Source organism: Cellulomonas sp. zg-ZUI22, assembly GCF_017353535.1.
GTDB classification, from domain to species: Bacteria; Actinomycetota; Actinomycetes; order Actinomycetales; family Cellulomonadaceae; genus Cellulomonas; species Cellulomonas wangleii.
Genome location: NZ_JAFMUZ010000001.1, coordinates 1,592,947 through 1,614,602, shown reverse-complemented (window position 1 = coordinate 1,614,602; position 21,656 = coordinate 1,592,947). Strand labels below are relative to the sequence as shown.

The window sequence follows — 21,656 nt, the reverse complement described above, 5'->3', positions numbered from 1 at the left end:
GCGTCATCACAGGTCGTACTCCACGACCACCGGGGCGTGGTCGCTGAACCGCGCGGCGTACGTCTCCGCCCGGTCCACCACGGCGGTGCGGGCTGCCCGGGCGAGCGCGGGCGTCGCCAGCTGGTAGTCGATGCGCCACCCGGCGTCGTTGTCGAAGGCCTGACCCCGCCAGGACCACCACGTGTAGGGCCCCGGTCCGGGACCACCGAGGTCGCGGCCCAGGTCCCGCCAGCCGAGCCCGTCGAACCACCGGTCCAGGTACGCGCGCTCCTCGGGCAGGAACCCGGCCTTCTTCAGGTTGCCCTTCCAGTTCTTGATGTCGACCTCGCGGTGGGCGATGTTGAGGTCGCCCGCGACCACCGCGAGCCCGTCGGCGGCCACCAGGGCCTCGAGCCGCGCGGTCACGTGCGCGAGGAACGCGTGCTTCTCGTCCATCGACGGCGCGCCGGCCGTGGCGGAGTGCAGGTAGGCGGACGCCACCGTGAGCGTGCGCGCAGGGTGCTCCCCCTCGGCCGGCACCTCGAGGTCGGCCTCGACCCACCGCCCGGCGTCGCCGGTGACACCCGTCCCGAGCCCGATGCGGACCGCGCTCATGGGCAGGCGCGACGCGATCGCCACCCCGGCGCGTCCCTTGGCGTGCCCCGCCTCGTGCGCCAGGTGCCACTCACCGGGCGGCAGGTGGTCGGCGAGGATCTCGTCCGAGCCGCGCACCTCCTGCAGCAGCAGGACGTCGGGCTTGCGGACGTCGAGCCACTCCCCCATGCCGCGGCGGAAGGCGGCCCGGATACCGTTGACGTTGACGGTGGCGACGCGGAGCACGCAGCCATCCTGCCCCACCCCGCCGGCACCACCGCCGCCACCACGACGTCGCGCTCGTCACCCCTGCGCGTAGGCGGCCTCCAGCGGCGCGATCTCCAGCTTCTGCATCCTCAGCATCGCCTGGGTGGCCCGCGCCACGCCCGCGGCATCGGGTCGCGACATGATCTCGTCGAGCGCCGTGGGCACGACCTGCCAGGACACCCCGTACCGGTCCTTGAGCCAGCCGCACTGGCTGTGCACCCCGCCGCCGGCCACGAGTGCGTCCCAGTAGTGGTCGACCTCCTCCTGGGTCTCCACGCCCAGCACGAACGAGAACGCCTCGTCGGGGGTGAACTGCGGACCGGCCGTGAGGATCGTCACGGCGTGCCCGTCGAGCTCCAGCTCGACGAGGAAGGGTTCCCCCTCGGCGACGTCGGGGACGCCGGCCGGCGCGTGCTGGACGCGGGTGATCCGCGACCGCGGTACCACGGAGACGTAGAACTGCGCGGCCTCGTGACCCCGCTCGGCGAACCACAGGTGGGACCGGACCATGCCCATGACGGGCTCCTCTCGTCGGCGCGTACCCCCGTACGGACCGGTGCCGTCCCCCCGACTCATCGCCCGGCACCTGCCGGCCGCGCCCCGCGTCCGAGGACGCCGGTCCCCACGACGCCGACGGGCCCGGGTCGACGTGCGACCCGGCCCGTGGGCGTGCGACGACGACGTCAGCCTGCCTGGCGCTCCGCGGTGGCGACGACGTTGGCCAGCAGCATCGCGCGGGTCATCGGCCCGACCCCGCCGGGGTTGGGCGAGACCCAGGACGCCACGTCCCAGACGTTCGGGTGGACGTCGCCGACGATCCGGCTGCGGCCCGTCTCGGGGTCCTCGACGCGCGAGACGCCCACGTCCACGACGACGGCGCCCGGCTTGACGATCTCCGAGGTGATGATGCTCGGCACGCCCGCCGCGGCGATGACGACGTCGGCGTTGCGCGTGTGCTCCGCGAGGTCCTCGGTGCCCGTGTGGGTGAGCGTCACCGTGGCGTTGACGGCGCGCCGCGTGAGCAGCAGGCCGATGGACCGGCCCACGGTCACGCCGCGCCCCACGACGACGACGTCGGCCCCGCGCAGCGGGACGTCGTGCCGCTCGAGCAGCTCGATGATGCCCGCGGGCGTGCACGGCAGCGGCGACGTGATCTCGTCGTTGACCCGCAGCACCAGCCGCCCGAGGTTCATCGGGTGCAGGCCGTCGGCGTCCTTCTCGGGGTCGACCAGCTCGAGCACGCGGTGCGTGTCGATGCCCTGCGGCAGCGGCAGCTGGACGATGTACCCGGTGCAGGACGGGTCGTCGTTCAGCCGCTGCACGGCGGCCTCGATGTCGGCCTGCGTGGCGTCGGCGGGCAGCTCCTCACGCAGGGAGGCGATGCCGACCTCGGCGCAGTCCTTGTGCTTGCCGTTGACGTACCAGCGCGAGGCGGGGTCGTCGCCGACGAGCAGCGTGCCGAGCCCGGGCACCACGCCGCGCGCGGCCAGCGCCGCGACGCGGGTGGTGAGGTCGGCCTTGATGGCGGCGGCCGTGGCGCTGCCGTCGAGCTTCTGAGCGGTCATCGGTGGGCCGCCGCTCAGTACTGCTGCAGGCCGGGGTACAGGGGGAACGCCTCGGTCAGCTTGCGCACCCGGGCGGCCAGCGCCTCGACGTCGGCCGACGTGCCCTCGACCAGTGCGGTGGCGATGATGTCGGCGACCTCGGTGAACTCCGCGTCGCCGAAGCCGCGCGTGGCCAGCGCGGGCGTGCCGATGCGCAGGCCGGACGTGACGCGCGGGGGGCGCGGGTCGAAGGGCACCGCGTTGCGGTTGACCGTGACGCCCGCGGAGTGCAGGAGGTCCTCGGCCTGCTGGCCGTCGAGCGTGGAGTGGCGCAGGTCGACGAGCACGAGGTGGACATCGGTGCCGCCGGTGAGCACCGAGACGCCGGCCGCGGCCACGTCCGGGGCGGTGAGGCGGTCGGCGATGATGCGCGCGCCGTCGATGGTGCGCTGCTGACGCGCCTTGAAGTCCTCGCCCGCGGCGATCTTGAACGCGACGGCCTTGGCGGCGATCACGTGCATGAGCGGGCCGCCCTGCTGGCCCGGGAACACCGCGGAGTCGATCTTCTTGGCGTACTCGCCCTTGCTGAGGATGAAGCCGGAGCGGGGGCCGCCGATGGTCTTGTGCACGGTGGACGACACGACGTCCGCGTACGGCACGGGCGACGGGTGCAGGTCCGCGGCGACCAGGCCGGCGAAGTGCGCCATGTCGACCCACAGCTTGGCGCCGACCTCGTCCGCGATCTCGCGGAACGCGGCGAAGTCGAGGTGGCGCGGGTACGCCGACCAGCCGCCGATGATCACGTCGGGCCGGTGCTGGAGGGCCGCCTTGCGCACGGCCTCGGGGTCGACCCGGAAGGTCTGCGGGTCGACGCCGTACGCGGCGACGTCGTAGAGCTTGCCCGAGAAGTTGATGCGCATGCCGTGCGTGAGGTGCCCGCCGTGCGCCAGGTCGAGGCCGAGGATCTTGTCGCCGGCGTTGATGAGCGCGTGCAGCACCGCGGCGTTGGCCGTGGCGCCCGAGTGCGGCTGGACGTTGGCGTGCTCGGCGCCGAACAGGGCCTTGGCACGGTCGATCGCGATGGTCTCGGCGATGTCGACCTGCTCGCAGCCGCCGTAGTAGCGGCGGCCCGGGTAGCCCTCGGCGTACTTGTTGGTCAGCACGGAGCCCTGCGCCTGCAGGACGGCGCGCGGCACGAAGTTCTCCGACGCGATCATCTCGAGGGTGTTCTGCTGGCGGGCCAGCTCACCGTCGAGGACGGCGGCGATCTCGGGGTCGAGGTCGGAGATGTTCTGGTCGAGCACGTTCTCGCTCATACGAAGGGCTCCTGTCGCAGTCAACTGTGCGGGCGTCCGGCGCACCGCACACGTCGGGTGTGGGGCGACCGAGGGCCCAGGCGTCCGACCCGTTGGTCCAGCTGCTGCGTCGCTCCCCGGTGGTGACCCACCTGCTGCGCCAGTCGCGACCGGGACAGCCTAGCAACGTGCCACGCGCGGCGGGCGTCGCGTCCACGGGACGCCGCCCACGAGCGCGCCGCGCGGCCCGTGGTCGACGGTCGGCCCGGCACCGATGCCCCCCCCACGCCACCCACGTCGGGGTGGAACGCGAACGGCCAGAGGGGCATGCCGTCGCCGTGGCCGACATGCATCTCGCCGGTCCCGACGTCGCCGCCCTCCCCCCACGGCCACGTGGACCCCGTGCACGTCGTCGCTGCACGCGGTGCGGACCTCGACGTCGAGCCACGCGTCGTCCAGACGGACCCCGGACCACCAGGCGACGAGGGCCCCGCCGCACCGTCCACGTGAGGTCGCCGCTCAGGGTGAGGTCGACGCACTCGTCCGCGTCGCCCGGGCGGGCGTCGGCCGCCTCGTGTCCCGCGTCCGCGGGTGCGAGCCGTGCGGGCGGCACGTCAGATGTACCCGCCGGTGCCGGGCGCGGCGGGCGCGGCCGGGGCGACGGGGCCCGGCCCCGGCCCGCGCAGCAGCACCACGCCGGCACCGCCGAGCGAGGCGGTGGCCAGCCACCGCATGCCGGACAGCGGGCAGACCCGGACGGACGCCGCCCGCCCCGCGACCGGGAGGACACCGGTCGCCACGCCGAGATGGGACGTCGCGTACCGCTCGGCGAAGCGCCCCACGAGGGCCGAGACCTGCCAGCACCGGCAGGTCGGGGCCTGCTCGAGCTCGGCGGCGTCCACCTCGGCGCGGGTGCGGGCCGCCGCACGTCGGCGACGCTCCCGGTCCGCGCGCACCCCCGCCCACACCGCGAGCGACGGGACGACCAGCCAGCACAGGCCGAACACGACGCCCGCGACCTGCACCGGGACGCCGTGCACGGGGTCGAGCGCCCACTGGCCCCACCACACACCGAGCGGCACGCCGACCCCGAGGCCGCACACCGCGCCGAGCGAAGGGAGCAGGCGCAGCGACGTCAGGTTCTCCTGCGGCTGACCGGACCTCTCGTCGAACCGCAGGGCGACGAGGGCGTCCCAGGCGCGGCCGTCGGCCACGGACATGCCGTGCACCGGTGGCCACCAGCGCCGCGACGCCCGGATCGCGGCAGCCCCGAGGATCATGCCGGGCAGCCCGTGCCGGACCAGCACCATGGAGAGCCCGAGCGCGACCACGAGCACCAGGAACGGGACGACGCGCTGCGAGATCCGGCGGCGCGGCGCGTGCGCGGCCTCCAGGGCGTCGAGCGCCTCGCTCCTCGGACCCAGGCGACAGACCGCGGCCGTCAGCAGGGCCGCACCGGCGGCGTCGCCCCGCGCCACGAGCAGGCGCGTCGTCGCCTCGAGCGTCGCGACGTCCTCCCAGGGGCGTGGGACCGCCCCGACCAGCTCGTGCGCCCCCTGGGCCACCCGTGTGACGAGCGCGCGCGGGTCGGTGCCGCGACGCCCCTGCACCCACGCCGCGACGCACCGGCTCAGGGCGTGGGGCGTGCGCACGCCGTGGTCCGCAACGACGCTGAGCCACACGTCGTCCGCGAGCGCCTGCTGACCTGCACCCTCGGCGGCGGCACCGAGCACGTACAGGTAGGTGAGCCGCACCTGCGCCGGGAGCGTCGAGCCGGCGGCCACGAGGCGCGACAGCTCGTCCTGGCGGCCGAGCGCCGCGCGGCACCCGAGCACGACGAGGTGGTCGACGTTGCGGGGGCCGTCCGCCGGCACGTCGGCCACGCCGGCCGTCTCGAGCAGCGCGAGCGCACCAGCGGCGTCGCCGGCGAGCAGCGCGAGACGGGCGCGCCCGGACGTGCCGCGCGGGTCGTCGACCTGCGACCACAGCGCCGCGGCCAGCGGTACGTCGTCGACGTCCTCGGCGGCGAGCGCCCACGCGCTCGACAGCTCCCGACGGTCGGCGCCGGCCGCCCCGTCGAGGGGATGGGACGAGGAGGCCGGGGCACGCGTCACACCCTGGCATCGGCAGGACGTACCCCCCGGTTGAGCGCATAACCGTCATCGGTGACGCACGGGCCCCGGGCGGCGGCCGCGCCTGCGGGCGCGGCTCATGCGCGAGGTCGCCGCACCGCGTGAGGCGGCCGCGGCACCCGTCGGGTGCACGGCCGCCTCACGCGGTGGTCGGCGGCTCCTCGAGCGCCGCGAGCCAGGTGCGCAGGGCGTCCTCGAGCCCGTGGGCCTCCGCCGGCGTCAGCACGTCGACGAGTCGACGCTCGTTGGCCATGTGGTCGGCGAACGCGGCGTCGATGACCTCGCGACCCCGCGCGGTGAGGGCGACGACGCGGGCGCGGGCGTCGCTGTCGCTCACGCGTCGCGTGACGAGCCCGGCCTGCTCCAGCCGGTCGATGCGCTTGGTCATGCCGCCGCTGGTGACCAGCGTGTGGAGGGCGAGGTCACCGGGCGAGCGCTCGTACGGCGCCCCGGCCCGACGCAGCGTGGCGAGGACGTCGAACTCGCCCTCGGTCAGGCCGTGCCGCTCGTAGACCGTGACGAGCTCCTCCGTGAGGTGCCGGGCGACGCGGTGCAGGCGCCCGATCACCTGCTGCGGCTGCAGGTCGAGGTCGGGGCGCTCCCGGTGCCACGCCTGAGCGATCAGGTCGAGGCGGTCGGGTGCGTTGTCGCCGCGCACGGGATCGGGCCTGTCCACCCCCGGAATATATCTTCCCCGTCAGACATTTTGTCTTCCATGGAAAATACCTGGCGCTGGTCGCTGCTCGCCGCCGTCGCACCCGTCACCTGGGGCGCGGCCTACTTCGTCACGGCGCACACCCTGCCCGCGACCCACCCGTTGTGGGGCTCGGTGCTGCGCGCGCTGCCCGCGGGGCTGGTCCTGCTCGCCCTCGCCCGCCGCGCACCCCGCGGCGCCTGGTGGTGGCGGTCGCTCGTCCTCGGCACGCTCAACATGAGCGCGTTCTTCGTGCTCGTGTACGTCGCCGCCCAGCGCCTGCCCACGTCCGTGGCCTCCACGGTGATGGCCGTGTCACCGTTCGCGCTCGTGCTCGTGGCCTGGCCGCTGCTCGGCCAGCGCCCGCGGGTCGCGTCGCTCGCCGGGGCGAGCCTCGGGTTCGCCGGCGTCGTCGCGATGCTCGTCACCGGGAGCGTGCGGATCGACCCGCTCGGCGTGCTCGCCGGCGCCGCCGCGATGGTCATGTCGTCCGTCGGGTTCGTCCTGGCCACGCGGTGGAAGGACGACGTCGACGTGCTGACGACGACGTCCTGGCAGCTGGTGGCCGGCGGGCTGCTGCTGGTGCCCGTCGCGGTCGTGGTCGAGGGCGCTCCCCCGGCGCTCGACGGTCGCGGCTGGCTCGGGCTGGCGTTCCTGTCGCTCGTCGCCACCGCGCTGGCCTACGTCGCGTGGTTCACCGCGCTGCGCCACCTGCCCGCGAGCGCCGTGGGGCTCGTCGGGCTGCTCAACCCCGTCACCGGCGTCGTCGTCGGGCTCACGCTCGGCGGCGAGCGCCTCACCGGGCTGCAGACGCTCGGCGTCGTGGCCGTCCTCGCCGCCGTGCTCCTCGGCCAGCCGGCGCTCCAGGCACGGCTGCGCGGCCGACGCGCGGCACCCGGCCGCGACCACGGCCCGGTGAGACCGCCGGCGCAGCTCACGCCGGTGGGCCGCTGAGCCACGGGCCGGTGCGCCACCCGGCGGCCCGGCCGACGCCGGCGCGGAGGTCCCGCCCGCCACCGCGCCGGTTCACCCCCGCGCGCACACCGCCCACGACTCGCAGCCGAGCGGCCCGAGCGACGGCGCCACGGGCGTCCGTTCCACCGGCCGCTGCTCGAGGAAGAGCGTCCGCTCGTCGTACTGCGGCGAGCGGCTCTCGAGCAGCAGACCCGTCGCGGGGTCACGGACCAGCAACGCCTGCGTGCCGTCGGCCGCGGTGCGCCGCAGCACCTCGCCTGCCCGGCCGCGCGAGTCCTGGCCGGTGCTCGACGACGTCCCCGGGACGAGGGCCGCGACCCCCCAGTACGCGTCGCGCAGGTCGCGGGGCAGCAGGCCGCCGCGATGGGAGAGCTCCTCGATCACCTGCTCGAACAGGGCGTCGTCACGAGACGGTCCGTCCGTCGGCAGGGCGTCGGCGATGGCGCGCGTGAGGTCGACGGGGTCGGTCGGCAGCGACCTCGGGTCCGACAGGGCGTCGTACCGCACACCGTCCAGGAGGTACGTGCCGCTGAGGACGTCGAGGGGCCCCAGACCGATGGCCCGGCCCAGGTCGCCGTCGATGACCAGCAGCCCCGGACGCTCGCGGCTCGTCCACCACTCGATGCGCTCGTCGATGTGCTCCGACCGCGAGCCCGGGCCCGGCGCGACCTCTTCACCCGTGCGCTTGTCGGCCAGGACGTACCAGTGCGAGGCGTCGCCGTCCCAGGGGTCGCCGGGTACGCCCGTGACCGTGCCGTCGTCCGCGACCGTCGCGACGGCAGGCGGGACGAGCGCGGCCGCCCCCACGGCGTCCGGCGACGCGCTCGGTGCGGGGGTCCTGCCGTCCGGCACCGCGGGGACGACCTGGGGCAGCCCCGCACCCGATGCCCCCCAGACTGTCCCGACGACCGCGACCAGGACGATCGCCGCACTCGTGCCCCACGTCACCGCGCGGCGGCGGCGCGCTCGCGGCACGACGTTCCGCACGTCGACCACGACCTGCGGGACGACCCTCTCCACCCGGTCGCGCAGCTGCTGGGCGATGTCCTCGTCCGCGGTCACCCCACACCTCCGTCCTGCGCGCCCGCCGGAGCGGCACCGCCGTCCTCGCCCATCGCCTCACGCAGCTGCCGCAGCGCGCGCGAGGCGGTCGACTTCACCGTTCCCACCGCGATGCCGAGGTCGTCCGCAACCTCCTTCTCGGTCAACCCCTCGAGGTGTCGCAGCACGACGACCCGACGCTGCCGCGGCGTGAGCAGCGCCAGCGCCCGCACCAGCCGGTCCCGGTCCGCGTGCACGTCCTGGGCGTCGGCGACACCGGTCTCCGGCAACCGGTCCGTCGAGAGGAGCACCTCACGACGGCGCCGGCGCCACGTCGAGATCCGCTGGTTCGCCAGCACGCGACGTGCATACGCCAGGGGCTCGCGCTCACGGGCGCGGTCCCAGACCAGGTAGGTACGCACGAGCGCCTGCTGCACGAGCTCGTCCGCCTGGTGCGCGTCGCCGCAGAGCAGCCACGCCGTGCGGGCGAGCGACGGCGCGGCCACGGTCATGAACGCGGCGAACTCCTCGTCGCGGCCGCGACCTGCCGGCAGCAGCGTCGCGACGGACTCGGTCGCGTCCTGCTCCACCGGCACGGTGCCCTCCCGGCTCGCTCTCCACGGACGCCGGTCTCGACGCCTCACACCCCCATACACGCCTGACGCCCCACGAAGGTTGCGTCGCGGGGCATCGGGATCGTTCCGGGTGCGGCTCAGGCCTGGACGGGCTCGCCGTCGCCGAGGAGCTTGCGCAGGTACGCGTAGGTGAGGTCGCCGGCCGTCCGGTCGTGCTGGTGCTCGTAGCCGGCCTTGTTGTAGAGCGCGATGTTCTGCAGGGAGTCGCGGCCGGTGAAGACCCAGACCTCCTCGATGCCGTCGGGCAGCGTCGGCAGGATCGCCGAGAGCAGCTCGGTCCCGATGCCCTTGCCCTGCAGGTCGGGCGCCACCGCGAACCGGCCGAGCGTGGCCTTGGTCCCCTCGACCAGCACGCGGATCGAGCCGACGAGCCGGTGGCCCCACCACGCGCCGAGCGTGATGACCCCGTCCGCCCGCAGGTCCTCCTCGAGCTCACGGAGCGTCTGCGTGAGCGGCGGGATGTTCGGGTCGCCGTACTGCTGCGCCTCGGTGACGAAGGCGGCGCGGCGCAGCGTGAGCAGCTCACCCGCGTCGTCCACGGTGACCGGGCGGATGTCGAGGGCCGTCATGGCGCCATGGTGTCAGCCCGCGGCGCCCGCGCACTACTCTCGGACCTCGTGTCCTCCACTTCGCCCGTCGACCCGACGCACCTCGTCCTGACCCTGTCGTGCCCCGACCGCCCCGGCATCGTCGCGGCCGTCGCCGGCCTGCTGGCCGAGCACGGGGGCAACATCACCGAGTCGCAGCAGTTCGGCGACCCGCTGTCGGGGCTGTTCTTCATGCGGGTCCAGGTGACGACCGACGTGCCGGTGACCCAGCTGCGGGCGGACCTGACGCGGCTGGCCGCGCGGTTCGAGATGGCCTGGCAGCTGGACGTCGCCGGGCGGCCCGTGCGCACGCTCGTCATGGTGTCGACCACCGCCCACTGCCTCAACGACCTGGCGTTCCGGCAGCGGTCGGAGGCACTGCCCATCGACCTGGTCGCGGTGGTCTCGAACCACGACCTGCTGCGGCCCATGGCGGACTTCTACGGCATCCCGTTCCACCACGTGCCCGTGACGGCCGCGACCAAGGCGGCCGCCGAGGAGCGGCTGCTCGCGCTGGTCGAGGAGCTCGACGTCGAGCTGGTGGTGCTCGCGCGGTACATGCAGATCCTCTCGGACGACCTGTGCCGGCGCCTGCAGGGCCGCGTCATCAACATCCACCACTCCTTCCTGCCGTCGTTCAAGGGCGCGCGCCCGTACGCGCAGGCGCACCAGCGGGGCGTCAAGCTCATCGGGGCGACCGCCCACTACGTGACCGGGGACCTCGACGAGGGACCGATCATCGAGCAGGACGTCGAGCGCGTCGACCACACGCACGCCGTCCAGGACCTCGTCGCGCTGGGCCAGGACGTCGAGCGGCGGGCGCTGGCGCGGGCGGTCCGGTGGCACGCCGAGCACCGCGTGCTGCTCGACGGCAACCGGACCATCGTCTTCCGCTGACGCGACCCACGGGGCCCGGTCGGCGCGCGTCGCCGGCCGGCTCGATCGTTCGCCCACGTCCGCCCGGAGGGACGGGCGCGTGCGAAGCGTTTCGGGGCGTGCGGTGGCCCCGCGGCAGGGACATGCTCGGCTCGACGGCCCGGCAATCGTTCGCCGGGTCGCGTCGACTGCGCCGCGCGCACTGCCGCGCCCGGCCGGGCCAGGAGGACACGATGAGAACACTCCGCAGCGGCGCGGGTCGCCGCACCGCCGTGCGCGCCGGGCTCCTGGGCACCGCGTTCGCACTCGCGCTGACCGGCGCGGCGCAGCTCGCGACCGCCCCGCCCGCGCAGGCCGCCTCGCTCGTCGAGGTGTCCGGGTTCGGCAGCAACCCCGGCGGGCTGCGGATGAACCTGTTCGTCCCCGACCGCCTCGCGGCGACCCCCGGGGTCCTCGTCGTCGTGCACTACTGCACGGGCAGCGCGCAGGCGATGTACAACGGCTCGCAGTTCGACGAGCTGGCCTCCCAGCACGGGTTCATCGCGATCTACCCGAGCACGAACCGGCCCGGCAACTGCTTCGACGTCTCGTCGACGGCCGCCATGACGCGTGACGGCGGCAGCGACCCGCAGAGCATCGTCCAGATGGTCCGGTACGTGCAGCAGCGGTACACCACCGACACGTCGCGCGTGTTCGTCACGGGCGTCTCCTCCGGTGCCATGACCACCCAGCTGCTGCTGGCGGAGTACCCCGACGTCTTCGCCGCCGGGTCGGCGTTCGCCGGGGTCCCCGCGACGTGCTTCTCGACCGGTGGCGCGGCCCCCGGCACCAGCGCGCAGGCCGGCTGGAACAGCGACTGCGCGCAGGGCCGGCGGATCCTCACCGCCCAGCAGTGGGGCGACCTCGCACGTGCGACCTACCCGGGGTACACGGGCAAGCGCCCGCGCGTGCAGCTCTGGCACGGCACGAACGACGAGACCCTGAACTTCCAGAACTTCACCGAGGCCGTGAAGCAGTGGACGAACGTGCTGGGCGTGAGCGCGACGCCCGCGTCCACGGAGACCATCGGCTCCAACCGCACCCGCGCCCGTTACGGCGGCACCGGGACGCAGGCCCCGCTGGAGACCAACCGGTTGCAGGGCACGTCGCACAACCTGCCCGTCGACGCGGCCGCGGCGATCGCGTTCTTCGGGCTGGACCAGGCGGCGCCGACGCCCACGCCCAGCGTGACGCCCACCCCGAGCGTGACCCCCACGCCGACGGTGACGCCGACCGTGACCCCCAGTCCCACCGTCACGCCGACGCCGACCACGACCCCCTCGCCCGGCACGACGCCGACGCCCGGCCCCACCCCGGCCGTGGGCGGGTGCGCCGTGACCTACGCGGTCAACCAGTGGAACACCGGCTTCACGGCGAACCTCACGGTGCGCAACACGTCGAGCACCCCGGTCGACGGCTGGACGCTGCGGTGGTCGTTCCCCTCGGGGCAGCAGGTGACGCAGTCGTGGAGCAGCACGGTCTCCCAGACGGGCAGCCAGGTCACGGCGACCAACGCCCCCTGGAACGGGTCGATCCCGCCCGGCGGCTCCGTGCAGATCGGGTTCAACGGGTCGCACACAGGTACCAACACGGCACCGACGGCGTTCACCCTCAACGGCGTGACCTGCGCGGTCGCCTGACGCGCGCACCGTTTCCCGCGGGTCCCGGGCTGCGGCCCGGGCCCGCGGCGCGCAGGGCCGGACTCGCAAATCGTTTCGTCTCATATCTCCTTGAGATTTCATCCACCACGGTGGGTGGCACCGGCGCCTCTCGGCACCGACGTACCGATCGAAGGGGAGTCCCATGTCCGCCGACGTCGCACCCACTGCCGCATCCTCCGGCGCCACCACGGCGCCCGCGCCCCGCGCCGCCCGCCGCACCCGCCTGCTGGGCACGCTCCTCACCGCCCTCGGGATCGTCATGGCCCTCGCCGGGGTCGCCACCTGGGGTGGCATCGCCCAGGGCCTCGCGCAGGAGGAGATCGTCGTCTCCGACAACGCCGCGGCGTTCGCGGGGTCGCCCGTGGTGACGCCCTGGACGGCGTGGGCCCAGGCCGAGGTGATCCGCACCGACCTGGACGAGATGACCGGCGGGCTGACCTACGCCGAGATGGACCGCGAGGACCCGCAGCGCCAGGCCGTCGCGACCGGGACGTTCCTGCGCGCCTCGCTCATCACGTCGGTCATCGCCTTCGGTGTCGCGCTCGCGCTCGTCGGCATCGGGACCGGGTTCGTCCTGGGCGGGCTGGGTCTGCGCAGCGCGTCGGCCGGTTGAGCGCCGCGGGGTGCGGGCGTGCGCGGTGCCGCCCGCACCCGCCTCGTCGGAGGCGTCGTGCGGGGCCGTCGCGCCCCGCCGCTCCTGGTCAGAGCATGCCGTCGAGGTCAGAGCATGCCGTCGAGGTCAGAGCACGGCGTCGAGCGGGTGCGTCCGGGAGACCTGCGTGGCTCCCGTGATCGCCGCGAGCAGCTCCTCCTGGGTGACCGAGCGGGCGTCGAACGACCCGTTGTTGCGGCCGTGGCGCAGCACCTCGATGCGGTCGGCGACCGCGCGCACGTCGTTGAGGTTGTGGCTGATCAGCACGACGCCCAGGCCCAGCTCACGCAGGCGCTGGATGTGCGTGAGCACCTCGGCCGTGTGCGCGACGGACAACGCCGCGGTCGGCTCGTCGAGGATCACCAGCCGGGGCGAGCCGATGAGGGTGCGGGCGATCGCGACCGTCTGCCGCTGCCCCGCGGACAGGTGGCCAATCGGGGTGCGCACGGACGGGATCCGGCTCGTCAGGTCCCGCAGGATGCCGCGGGCGACGCGCTCCATCTCGCCGTCCCGCATGAGCGAGCGCTCGCGCAGCTCGCGGCCCAGGAAGAGGTTGGCCGTGACGTCGAGGTTCTCGCACAGCGCGTAGTCCTGGAAGACCGTCGCGACACCTGCCTGGTGGGCGTCGGACGGCGAGCCGATGGTGATCGGCTCCCCGCCCATCTCGATCAGGCCCGCGTCGGGCTGCACGACCCCGGAGACCACCTTGGCGAGCGTCGACTTGCCGGCACCGTTGTCACCCACCAGCGCGACGACCTCGTGCGGGTGCACGGTGAGGTCCACGTCCACCAGCGCCTCGACCGCGCCGAACCGCTTGGACACCTGACGCAACGACAGCACCGGCGTCCGTCTGCCGACACCCACGGTCCCGACCACCTGCCCTCCGTCGCGCACGTGAGGACCAGTGAAACCCTCGCCCAGGGGCGCGTCAAACCTCGTCATGAGCCGCCTCCGGCGGGGGTGTCCGAGTGGTCGGCGATGTCCGGTGCACCGCTCACGGCGGCCTGGTCCGTGGCCTCGAGCGCCATCGCGAGCGCGCCGAGCACGGACGCCCGCACCCCCAGCTCACCGGGGACGACGTCGAGCGTGGCCACCTGGTTGAGCGGCACCCGGCGCGCGATCGCCTCACGCATCGGCTGCACCAGCACGTCACCGGTCTGCGCGAGCTCACCACCCACGACGACGCACTGCGGGTTGACGACCATGGCCATGCCCGCCACGACCCCACCGATGACCGCGCCGGCGTCCGCCACCACCTGCCGGCACCCCGGGTCACCCTCCGCGGCGCGCTGCACCACGTCACGGATGGTCAGCGCGCCGTGCGTCTCGGTCAGCGGCTCGACCAGCGCGGGGTACCCCACCACGGTGTCCAGGCAACCGCGCGAGCCGCACCGGCAGATGCGTCCCTGCGGGTCGACCTGGACGTGCCCGATCTCCCCCGCCGTGCCGCCGAACCCCCGGTGGAGGTGCCCGGACAGCACGATGCCGGCACCGGTCCCCGTGCCGACGGACACGTACACGACGTCCTGGTAGCCACGGGCGGCGCCGAACCTGCTCTCGGCCAGCGCGCCGAGGTTGGCCTCGTTGTCGACCAGCACCGGCTTGGCGAGCCGCTTGGCCAGCACGTGCACGACGGGGACCTCGTCCCAGCCCCGCAGCACCCCCCGCACCGTCACGAGACCCGTGCCGGGCTCGACCGGCGCCGGGAGCCCGACGCCCAGCCCCAGCAGGTCGTCGAGCGAGGCGCCCAGACGCTCCAGGAGGTCGACGACCAGCAGGGCCGCACGGTCCAGCGTGGTGTCGGCGCGGTGCTCGGCGGGCAGCGGCAGGGTCTGCTCGGCGACGATCTCGCGCGTGACGTCCGCGAGCGCGACCCGCAGGTGGCGCCGACCGACGTCGACGCCCGCGGCCAGCCCGGTGCGTCGGGCGATGGTGACCAGCTGCGCGCGCCGCCCGGAGCGGATGGTGCTGCGGGTGTCGACCACACCGGCGGCCAGCAGCTCCTTGACGATCGAGCTGACGGTGGCGGGCGACAGGCCCGTCGCGGCCGTGAGCTCGACCTGGGTGAGGCCGCCGTACCGCTTGACCGTCTCGACGACGAGAGCGCGGTTGGCGCCCCGGAGGGACGACTGCGATCCCGACATCGGTCCCCTCACGTCGGCCGAGCCTACTGGCGGCACCGCGGTCACGGGGCCGATCGACCCCGCGCCGCGGTGCACGGATGGGGACGGGCCCGCGCCGGCGCTGCCGGCACGGGCCCGTCGTGGCGTCAGCGCGCGTCGGCGCGACGCTTGTTCCAGACGTCGAAGGCGACGGCCAGGAGGAGCACGAGGCCCTTGACCATCTGCTGGATCGACTGCGGCACGCCCATCAGCTGCATGCCGTTGCTCATGACGGCCATGATCAGCGCACCGGTCATGGCGCCCGTCACGCGGCCCACGCCACCGGTCGTCGACGCCCCGCCGATGAACGCGGCGGCGATCGCGTCGAGCTCGAACATGTTGCCCGCGCTCGGCTGCGCGCCGTTCATGCGCGAGGAGTACACGACACCCGCGACACCGGCGAGCAGACCCATGTTCACGTAGGTCCAGAAGGTCACGACGCGGACCTTCACGCCGGACAGCTGCGCAGCGTTGAGGTTGCCACCGATCGCGTAGACGTGCCGGCCGAAGACCGAGCGCTGCGTGATGACGGAGTACGCCATGATCAGCACCGCGAGCAGGATCAGCACGTTCGGCAGGCCGCGGTACTGCGCGAGCTGGTACCCGAACCACATGACGACGACGCCGACGGCGACGATCTTGCCGACGAAGATCGGCATGGACTCGACGACCTGCTGGTACGCGATGCGCCCGCGGCGCGTGCGCCACTGGCTGACGGCGTACCCGGCCACGGCCACCGCGAAGATCACCAGCGTGAAGACGTCGACCCCGTAGCCCCCGAACCAGCCGTTCGTGGAGAACCCGTTGGCGATGTCGTAGTACGTGCCACCGAAGGGCGACAGCGAGACGTTGTCGAGGACCCGGTACGTCATGCCGCGGAACAGCAGCATGCCGGCCAGGGTGACGATGAACCCGGGGATCCCGACGTAGGCCACCCAGAAGCCCTGCCACATGCCGACCAGGACGCCGACGACGAGCGCAGCCAGCACGCCGATCCACCAGGGCGCACCGTGCCGGATGACCAGCACGCCCGCCACGGCGCCGGTGAGCGCGACCACCGACCCGACGGACAGGTCGATCTGACCCAGCACGATCACCATGACCATGCCGATGGCCAGGATGAGGATGTAGGAGTACTGCAGGACGATGTTCGTCAGGTTGCCCGGGCTGAGGAAGTTCGAGTTCATCAGCGAGAACATCAGCACGATGATCACGAACGCGATGAAGATCCCGCTCTGGCGGAGGTTCCGCGTCACCATGTCTCCGAAGCCGGCGATGGCCGTCATGATGCAAGGTCCTTTGCTGTCTCGCGCTCGATGGTCATGAGCTCCATCAGCCGCTCCTGGGTGGCCTGCGCGACGGGCACCTCACCGGTGATGCGCCCGAACGCCAGGGTGTAGATCCGGTCGCAGATGCCGAGCAGCTCGGGCAGCTCGGAGGAGATGACGACGACCGCCTTCCCCGCCGCGACCATCCGGTTGATGATCGTGTAGATCTCGTACTTGGCCCCGACGTCGATGCCACGCGTGGGCTCGTCGAGGATCAGCACGTCGGGCTCGGTGTAGAGCCACTTGGCGAGCACGACCTTCTGCTGGTTGCCCCCGGAGAGCTTGCCGGTGAGCGCCATGACGGTCGGGGCCTTGATGTTGAGGCTCGCGCGGTACTCCTCCGCGACCTTGATCTCCTCGTTGCCGTTGACCCAGCCCCGGGGGGCGAGGCGGCGGATGCCGGCGGCGGAGACGTTGCGGCGGATGTCCTCGATGAGGTTCAGGCCGTAGCGCTTGCGGTCCTCGGTGGCGTACGCGAGCCCGTGGGAGATCGCGGAGTCCACGTCGCGGACGGAGATCTCCTGCCCGTTCTTGTAGATGCGCCCCGTGATGCCACGGCCGTACGAGCGGCCGAAGATGCTCATCGCGAGCTCGGTGCGCCCCGCGCCCATCAGGCCGGCGATGCCGACGACCTCACCGGCGCGCACGGTGAACGACGCGCCGTCGATCACCACGCGGTCCGACTGCGTGGGGTGGCGCACGGTCCAGTCCTCGACGCGCAGCACCTCGTCGCCGATGGCGGGAGTGCGCTCGGGGTACCGGTGCTCCAGGTCACGGCCGACCATGCCGCGGATGATGCGGTCCTGGGTCGAGCCCGGCTCGGACATGTCCATCGTCTCGATGGTCCGGCCGTCGCGGATGATGGTCGTGCGGTCGGCGATCTCGGCGATCTCGTTCAGCTTGTGGCTGATGATGATCGACGTGATGCCCTGCTCCTTGAGATGGCGCAGGAGATCGAGCAGGTGCTCGGAGTCCGTGTCGTTCAGCGCGGCGGTCGGCTCGTCGAGGATGAGCAGCCTGACCTGCTTCGACAGCGCCTTCGCGATCTCGATGAGCTGCTGCTTGCCGACACCCAGCTGCGACACCTGCGTCGTCGGGTTCTCGGCGAGGCCCACGCGGGCCAGCAGCCTCGCGGCCTCGGAGTTGGCCTTGTTCCAGTCGATCAGCGGGCCGCTGCCCCGGACCTCGTTGCCCAGGAAGATGTTCTCCGCGACCGACAGGTACGGCACCAGCGCGAGCTCCTGGTGGATGATGACGATCCCGCGGCCCTCGGAGTCGTTGATCGAGCCGAACTCGACCTCCTCACCCTCGAAGACGATGTCGCCGTCGTAGGTGCCGTGCGGGTACACGCCGGACAGGACCTTCATGAGCGTCGACTTGCCGGCGCCGTTCTCCCCGCAGATGGCGTGGATCTCGCCGCGCCGCACGGTGAGGTTGACGTCCTGCAGCGCCTTGACCCCCGGGAAGGTCTTGGTGATGGACCGCATCTCGAGGATGTCGCTGTGGTCCATGACCCCTCCGTTCAGTGGTGGTGATGGGGCTGGGGGTGCGCGGCCCGGCCGGGTGACCGGCCGGGCCGCGCGATCGGGTCAGTCGGAGACGCCCGACGCGACCTCGTCAGCCGTCCAGTAGCCCGAGTCCACCAGGAGCGGGGTGATGTCGTCCGTGAACACCGTGTCCACGTCGAGCAGGAACGAGGGCACGACCTTCTTGCCGTTGTCGTACGTCTCGGTGTCGTTCGCCTCGGGCTCGTCGCCGTTGATGAACGCCTCGGTGACCTTGATGGACTGCTCCGCGAGCTTGCGGGTGTCCTTGAAGATCGTCGAGGACTGCACGCCGTCGGCGATGAGCTTGACGGAGGCGACCTCGGCGTCCTGCCCGGTCACGATCGGCAGGCCGGCCTCGATGGTCGGGCCCTGGCCGACGCCCTGCAGGGCGGTGATGATGCCGCGCGAGATGCCGTCGAACGGCGAGAGCACGCCCGCCAGCGTCGAGCCGTCGGAGTACGTGGAGGTCAGCAGGTCCTCCATGCGCTTCTGCGCGGCCTCCTGCGACCAGCGCAGCGTGGCGACGGTGTCGAAGTCGGTCTGCCCGGACTTCACGACGAGCGTGCCGTCGGTGATGTACGGGTCGAGGACCGACATGGCGCCCTCGAAGAAGAACCCGGCGTTGTTGTCGTCCGGCGAGCCGGCGAAGAGCTCGATGTTGAACGGGCCGGTCACGTCGGCGACCTCGGCACCCGCCTCGTCGACGATGCCCATGCCCCGCAGGAGCGCCGTGCCCTGGGCGACGCCGACCGCGAAGTTGTCGAACGTGACGTAGAAGTCGACGTTCTCGCTGTCGCGGATGAGGCGGTCGTAGGCGATGACCGGGATGTTCGCCGCTGCGGCCGCCTCGAGCTGGCTCGTGAGCGCGGTGCCGTCGATCGAGGCGACGATGAGCACGTCGGCGCCGCTCGTGATCATCTGGTCGATCTGCTGGGTCTGCGTCGGGATGTCGTCGCCCGCGTACTGCAGCTCGACCTTGTAGCCGAGCTTCTCCAGGCCGTCCTTGACGGCGTTGCCGTCGGCGATCCACCGCTCGGAGGTCTCGGTGGGCATGGCGACACCGATGGTGATGTCGCTCTTCTCGGCGCCGCCCCCGGCGCCCTCGGTGCTCTCGGTGCTCCCCGCACCGCCGCCGCCGCAGGCGGCCAGGCTCAGCGCCAGCGTGCCTGCTGCTGCCGCCATGGTGATCTTGCGTCGCATCTCGTTCGCTCCTTCTCGTCGTCGAGAGGTTCCGGTCCCGAATTCATCGGGCGTCCGAACGCGGTCGCTGCGCCGCGACCGACCGGAGGCTCCGGCTGCGTCGGGCGTGGACAGGGTCGTCGTCGTCCCGTGCAGTGCCCACACTCTGCTTTCGTTCGGAACCCGAAGTCAACCCACGCGGCCTGTCTCTTGGTTGCGAACTCATCACGACTTGGTGACGGTGCGCCGGACCGGTGGGCGAGAAGGCGACCAACCCACCGGATGCGCACCGGACGCACCCCGCGCAGGAGACCTCGCGGCGGCGTGCGCCCGCACCGCACGGCAGCGGCGGGGCGTACGGGGCACACCCCGCCCGGGCCTCAGGGCCGGACGGCGGCCGGGCGTCGGGGACCGTCCGGGCGCAGCGCGCCCGTGATCGCCGCGAGGATCTGCTCGTACCCGGTGGTGCGGGCGTCGAACGAGCCGTTGTTGCGACCGTGGCGCAGCACCTCGACGCGGTCCGCGACCGACCGCACGTCCGTCATGTTGTGGCTGATGAGGATCACACCCAGACCGAGGTCCCGCAGCCCTTCGATGTGCAGCAGCACCTCCGCGGTCTGGGCCACGGACAAGGCGGCGGTCGGCTCGTCCAGCACGACGATGCGCGGGTCGCCGATGAGCGTGCGCGCGATCGCGACCGCCTGCCGCTGCCCGGCCGACAGGTTCGCCAGCGGCACCCGCACCGAGGGCACACGACTCGTGAGGTCGCGCAGGATGCGCCGGGCCACCTGCTCCATGCGCTCGTCGTCACGGACGCCGCGGGCGTCGCGCAGCTCGCGGCCGAGGAAGAGGTTGGAGGTGACGTCGAGGTTGTCGCACAGGGCGAGGTCCTGGAAGACGGTCGCCACACCCAGCGCGTGGGCGGCCGCCGGCGTGGGGATGCTCACCGGCACGCCCTCGATCTCGACCAGCCCCGTGTCGGGCGCGAGCACGCCCGCGACCGTCTTGGCCAGCGTCGACTTGCCGGCGCCGTTGTCGCCGACCAGCGCCACCACCTCGTGGCGGTGCACGTCGAGGTCCACCCCGACCAGCGCCTCGACCCCACCGAACCGCTTGCTGATGCCGCGCATCGAGAGCAGCGGAACCCGCGTCCCGTCCGTCATGCTGGACCCACCCGCTCCCCGTCGCGCACGCGTCACGTGCAGTGAATCCCCCAGCCCTTGCGCGGTCAACCCTGTTCGGCACGCCCGTCGGCCGCGGCCGACGCACCGGGCAGGTCCGCCGTCACCCGCACGGGCACGTCCGCAGCGCGCAGGGCCAGCACCAGCGCCCCGACGACCTCGGCGCGCTGCCCCAGCCGGGCCGGCACCACCTCGAGCGGTGCGATCTGGTTGGGAAGGACGCGCCGGCGCACCGACTCGCGCAACGGCCCCAGCAGCACCTCGCCGGTCTCCGACAGCTCACCACCCACCACGACGCACTGCGGGTTGACCGCCGTACCCAGCCCGGCCACCACCGCCCCGATCGCGGCGCCGGCGTCCGCCACCACGCGCACGAACCCGGGATCACCCTGGCGGGTCCGCGCGATGACGTCGCGCAGCGCCAGCGAGCCGTGCGCCGCACGCAGGGGCGCCACCAGTGCGGGCTCCCCCACCACCGTGTCGAGGCAGCCGCGCGAGCCGCACCGGCAGATGTGGCCCGTCGGGTCCACCTGCACGTGCCCGATCTCCCCCGCGGTGCCCGCGAAGCCCCGGTGCACCTGGCCGTTGATGACGATGCCCGCCCCGGTGCCGTACGACGCGCGCACGTACACCGCGTCGCGGTAGCCGCGTGCCGCGCCGAGCGTCGCCTCCGCGAGCGCACCGAGGTTGGCGTCGTTGTCCACGTGCACCGGGCGACCCAGCCGCTTGGTGAGCACCTGGCCCAGGTGCTCCCCCTCCCATCCCGGCATCACCCCGGGCACCGAGACCATGCCGGTGTCCGTGTCCACGGGGGCGGGCACGCCCACGCCGATCCCCACGACCTCCTCGAGGTCCGAGCCGATGCGCTCCAGCAGGTCCATGACCAGCAGCGCCGCCCGGTCGAGCGTCGTGTCCGACGGGTGCTCGTACGGCAGGGGCAGTGCCTGCTCGGCCACCACCTCGTGCGCGAAGTCGCCGAGCGCGACGCGCAGGTGCCGGTGGCCGACCTGCACCCCCACGACCAGCCCGACGCGCCGCGCGAGCGTCACGAGCTGCGCACGCCGGCCGCTGCGCGTCGTGACGGCCGTGTCGACGAGCCCCGCGGCGAGCAGCTCCCGGACGATGTTCGACACGGTCGCCTGCGACAGCCCGGTCGCGGCGGCGAGCTCGACCTGCGTGAGCCCGCCGTACCGCTGCACCGTCCCGACGACCAGCGCCTTGTTCGCCTCACGCAGGGCGGTCTGCGATCCCGCTGCCGCCCCTCGCCTGCTCACCGTCGCAACCTACC

General features: G+C 73.2%; 20 protein-coding genes and 1 riboswitch. Of the genes, 4 read left to right on the top strand and 16 right to left on the bottom strand.

Annotated features, from left to right (window positions below; genetic code table 11):
* Positions 1 to 6: 6 nt before the first annotated feature.
* The 6 genes from J1G43_RS07445 to J1G43_RS07420 form a co-directional block, all read right to left on the bottom strand.
* Positions 7 to 819: an exodeoxyribonuclease III gene (locus J1G43_RS07445; RefSeq protein ID WP_207338923.1), complete on the bottom strand. Its 813-nt coding sequence runs from the start codon at positions 817 to 819 to the stop codon at positions 7 to 9.
* 57 nt (positions 820 to 876) lie between these two features.
* Entirely contained in the window at positions 877 to 1,356 is a 480-nt protein-coding gene (locus J1G43_RS07440) for a VOC family protein (RefSeq protein ID WP_207338924.1), read from the bottom strand.
* A gap of 167 nt (positions 1,357 to 1,523) precedes the next feature.
* A complete protein-coding gene (locus J1G43_RS07435; RefSeq protein WP_207338925.1) occupies positions 1,524 to 2,405 on the bottom strand; it encodes a bifunctional methylenetetrahydrofolate dehydrogenase/methenyltetrahydrofolate cyclohydrolase in 882 nt (293 codons plus the stop codon).
* Between the two features lie 14 nt (positions 2,406 to 2,419).
* Complete coding sequence (gene glyA, locus J1G43_RS07430) at positions 2,420 to 3,700, bottom strand: serine hydroxymethyltransferase (protein ID WP_207370374.1); 1,281 nt, start codon at positions 3,698 to 3,700, stop codon at positions 2,420 to 2,422.
* 67 nt (positions 3,701 to 3,767) lie between these two features.
* Positions 3,768 to 3,857, bottom strand: a riboswitch (ZMP/ZTP riboswitch).
* Positions 3,858 to 4,293: 436 nt separating this feature from the next.
* Positions 4,294 to 5,793: a hypothetical protein gene (locus tag J1G43_RS07425; protein WP_207378219.1), complete on the bottom strand. Its 1,500-nt coding sequence runs from the start codon at positions 5,791 to 5,793 to the stop codon at positions 4,294 to 4,296.
* Positions 5,794 to 5,950: 157 nt separating this feature from the next.
* A complete protein-coding gene (locus J1G43_RS07420; protein WP_374191788.1) occupies positions 5,951 to 6,487 on the bottom strand; it encodes a MarR family winged helix-turn-helix transcriptional regulator in 537 nt (178 codons plus the stop codon).
* A gap of 39 nt (positions 6,488 to 6,526) precedes the next feature.
* Here J1G43_RS07420 and J1G43_RS07415 point away from each other — a divergent pair, with 39 nt between their 5' ends.
* The gene (locus J1G43_RS07415) at positions 6,527 to 7,459 is read left to right on the top strand and encodes a DMT family transporter (RefSeq protein WP_207378218.1); all 933 of its coding nucleotides are present in this window, start codon (positions 6,527 to 6,529) and stop codon (positions 7,457 to 7,459) included.
* A 72-nt stretch (positions 7,460 to 7,531) separates the two neighbouring features.
* Here J1G43_RS07415 and J1G43_RS07410 read toward each other — a convergent pair whose 3' ends face one another.
* From J1G43_RS07410 to J1G43_RS07400, 3 genes are all read right to left on the bottom strand, one after another.
* Positions 7,532 to 8,542, bottom strand: a complete 1,011-nt coding sequence (locus tag J1G43_RS07410) for a hypothetical protein (RefSeq protein WP_207378217.1) — start codon at positions 8,540 to 8,542, stop codon at positions 7,532 to 7,534.
* The gene (locus tag J1G43_RS07405; RefSeq protein ID WP_372437905.1) at positions 8,539 to 9,111 is read right to left on the bottom strand and encodes a SigE family RNA polymerase sigma factor; all 573 of its coding nucleotides are present in this window, start codon (positions 9,109 to 9,111) and stop codon (positions 8,539 to 8,541) included. The genes J1G43_RS07410 and J1G43_RS07405 overlap by 4 nt, the downstream gene beginning before the upstream one ends.
* Before the next feature lie 122 nt (positions 9,112 to 9,233).
* On the bottom strand, positions 9,234 to 9,725 hold the full coding sequence (locus J1G43_RS07400; RefSeq protein WP_207338932.1) for a GNAT family N-acetyltransferase: 492 nt from the start codon (positions 9,723 to 9,725) through the stop codon (positions 9,234 to 9,236).
* A gap of 48 nt (positions 9,726 to 9,773) precedes the next feature.
* Here J1G43_RS07400 and purU point away from each other — a divergent pair, with 48 nt between their 5' ends.
* The 3 genes from purU (at position 9,774) to J1G43_RS07385 (ending at position 12,932) form a co-directional block, all read left to right on the top strand.
* Positions 9,774 to 10,640 carry a formyltetrahydrofolate deformylase gene (gene purU / locus J1G43_RS07395; protein WP_307859503.1) on the top strand — a complete coding sequence of 289 codons (867 nt, stop codon included), beginning with the start codon at positions 9,774 to 9,776 and terminating at the stop codon, positions 10,638 to 10,640.
* Between the two features lie 212 nt (positions 10,641 to 10,852).
* On the top strand, positions 10,853 to 12,298 hold the full coding sequence (locus J1G43_RS07390; protein ID WP_207370369.1) for a PHB depolymerase family esterase: 1,446 nt from the start codon (positions 10,853 to 10,855) through the stop codon (positions 12,296 to 12,298).
* Between the two features lie 163 nt (positions 12,299 to 12,461).
* The gene (locus J1G43_RS07385) at positions 12,462 to 12,932 is read left to right on the top strand and encodes an aromatic ring-opening dioxygenase LigA (protein WP_207338935.1); all 471 of its coding nucleotides are present in this window, start codon (positions 12,462 to 12,464) and stop codon (positions 12,930 to 12,932) included.
* Between the two features lie 126 nt (positions 12,933 to 13,058).
* Here J1G43_RS07385 and J1G43_RS07380 read toward each other — a convergent pair whose 3' ends face one another.
* The 7 genes from J1G43_RS07380 to J1G43_RS07350 form a co-directional block, all read right to left on the bottom strand.
* Positions 13,059 to 13,847: an ATP-binding cassette domain-containing protein gene (locus J1G43_RS07380; protein WP_307859502.1), complete on the bottom strand. Its 789-nt coding sequence runs from the start codon at positions 13,845 to 13,847 to the stop codon at positions 13,059 to 13,061.
* Between the two features lie 62 nt (positions 13,848 to 13,909).
* Positions 13,910 to 15,115, bottom strand: coding sequence for an ROK family transcriptional regulator (locus J1G43_RS07375; RefSeq protein ID WP_207339838.1), 1,206 nt, complete (start codon positions 15,113 to 15,115; stop codon positions 13,910 to 13,912).
* Positions 15,116 to 15,240: 125 nt separating this feature from the next.
* Entirely contained in the window at positions 15,241 to 16,419 is a 1,179-nt protein-coding gene (gene mmsB, locus J1G43_RS07370) for a multiple monosaccharide ABC transporter permease (RefSeq protein WP_207338937.1), read from the bottom strand.
* On the bottom strand, positions 16,416 to 17,972 hold the full coding sequence (mmsA, locus tag J1G43_RS07365) for a multiple monosaccharide ABC transporter ATP-binding protein (protein WP_207338938.1): 1,557 nt from the start codon (positions 17,970 to 17,972) through the stop codon (positions 16,416 to 16,418). The genes mmsB and mmsA overlap by 4 nt, the downstream gene beginning before the upstream one ends.
* A gap of 78 nt (positions 17,973 to 18,050) precedes the next feature.
* Positions 18,051 to 19,208, bottom strand: coding sequence for a multiple monosaccharide ABC transporter substrate-binding protein (gene chvE / locus J1G43_RS07360; protein WP_207338939.1), 1,158 nt, complete (start codon positions 19,206 to 19,208; stop codon positions 18,051 to 18,053).
* A gap of 359 nt (positions 19,209 to 19,567) precedes the next feature.
* Positions 19,568 to 20,350 (bottom strand): ATP-binding cassette domain-containing protein, encoded by a 783-nt coding sequence (locus J1G43_RS07355; RefSeq protein ID WP_207338940.1) that lies wholly within the window; start codon positions 20,348 to 20,350, stop codon positions 19,568 to 19,570.
* Between the two features lie 65 nt (positions 20,351 to 20,415).
* Positions 20,416 to 21,642, bottom strand: coding sequence for an ROK family transcriptional regulator (locus J1G43_RS07350; protein WP_207378215.1), 1,227 nt, complete (start codon positions 21,640 to 21,642; stop codon positions 20,416 to 20,418).
* Positions 21,643 to 21,656 lie beyond the last annotated feature (14 nt).

What these genes read in the sequence shown, in the direction of transcription:
- J1G43_RS07440 (WP_207338924.1), bottom strand. Translation starts at nt 1,356, where the DNA reads ATGGGCATGGTCCGGTCCCACCTGTGGTTCGCCGAGCGGGGTCACGAG.
- J1G43_RS07435 (WP_207338925.1), bottom strand. Translation starts at nt 2,405, where the DNA reads ATGACCGCTCAGAAGCTCGACGGCAGCGCCACGGCCGCCGCCATCAAG.
- glyA (WP_207370374.1), bottom strand. Translation starts at nt 3,700, where the DNA reads ATGAGCGAGAACGTGCTCGACCAGAACATCTCCGACCTCGACCCCGAG.
- J1G43_RS07415 (WP_207378218.1), top strand. Translation starts at nt 6,527, where the DNA reads ATGGAAAATACCTGGCGCTGGTCGCTGCTCGCCGCCGTCGCACCCGTC.
- J1G43_RS07400 (WP_207338932.1), bottom strand. Translation starts at nt 9,725, where the DNA reads ATGACGGCCCTCGACATCCGCCCGGTCACCGTGGACGACGCGGGTGAG.
- J1G43_RS07390 (WP_207370369.1), top strand. Translation starts at nt 10,853, where the DNA reads ATGAGAACACTCCGCAGCGGCGCGGGTCGCCGCACCGCCGTGCGCGCC.
- J1G43_RS07385 (WP_207338935.1), top strand. Translation starts at nt 12,462, where the DNA reads ATGTCCGCCGACGTCGCACCCACTGCCGCATCCTCCGGCGCCACCACG.
- J1G43_RS07375 (WP_207339838.1), bottom strand. Translation starts at nt 15,115, where the DNA reads ATGTCGGGATCGCAGTCGTCCCTCCGGGGCGCCAACCGCGCTCTCGTC.
- mmsB (WP_207338937.1), bottom strand. Translation starts at nt 16,419, where the DNA reads ATGACGGCCATCGCCGGCTTCGGAGACATGGTGACGCGGAACCTCCGC.
- mmsA (WP_207338938.1), bottom strand. Translation starts at nt 17,972, where the DNA reads ATGGACCACAGCGACATCCTCGAGATGCGGTCCATCACCAAGACCTTC.
- chvE (WP_207338939.1), bottom strand. Translation starts at nt 19,208, where the DNA reads ATGCGACGCAAGATCACCATGGCGGCAGCAGCAGGCACGCTGGCGCTG.
- J1G43_RS07355 (WP_207338940.1), bottom strand. Translation starts at nt 20,350, where the DNA reads ATGACGGACGGGACGCGGGTTCCGCTGCTCTCGATGCGCGGCATCAGC.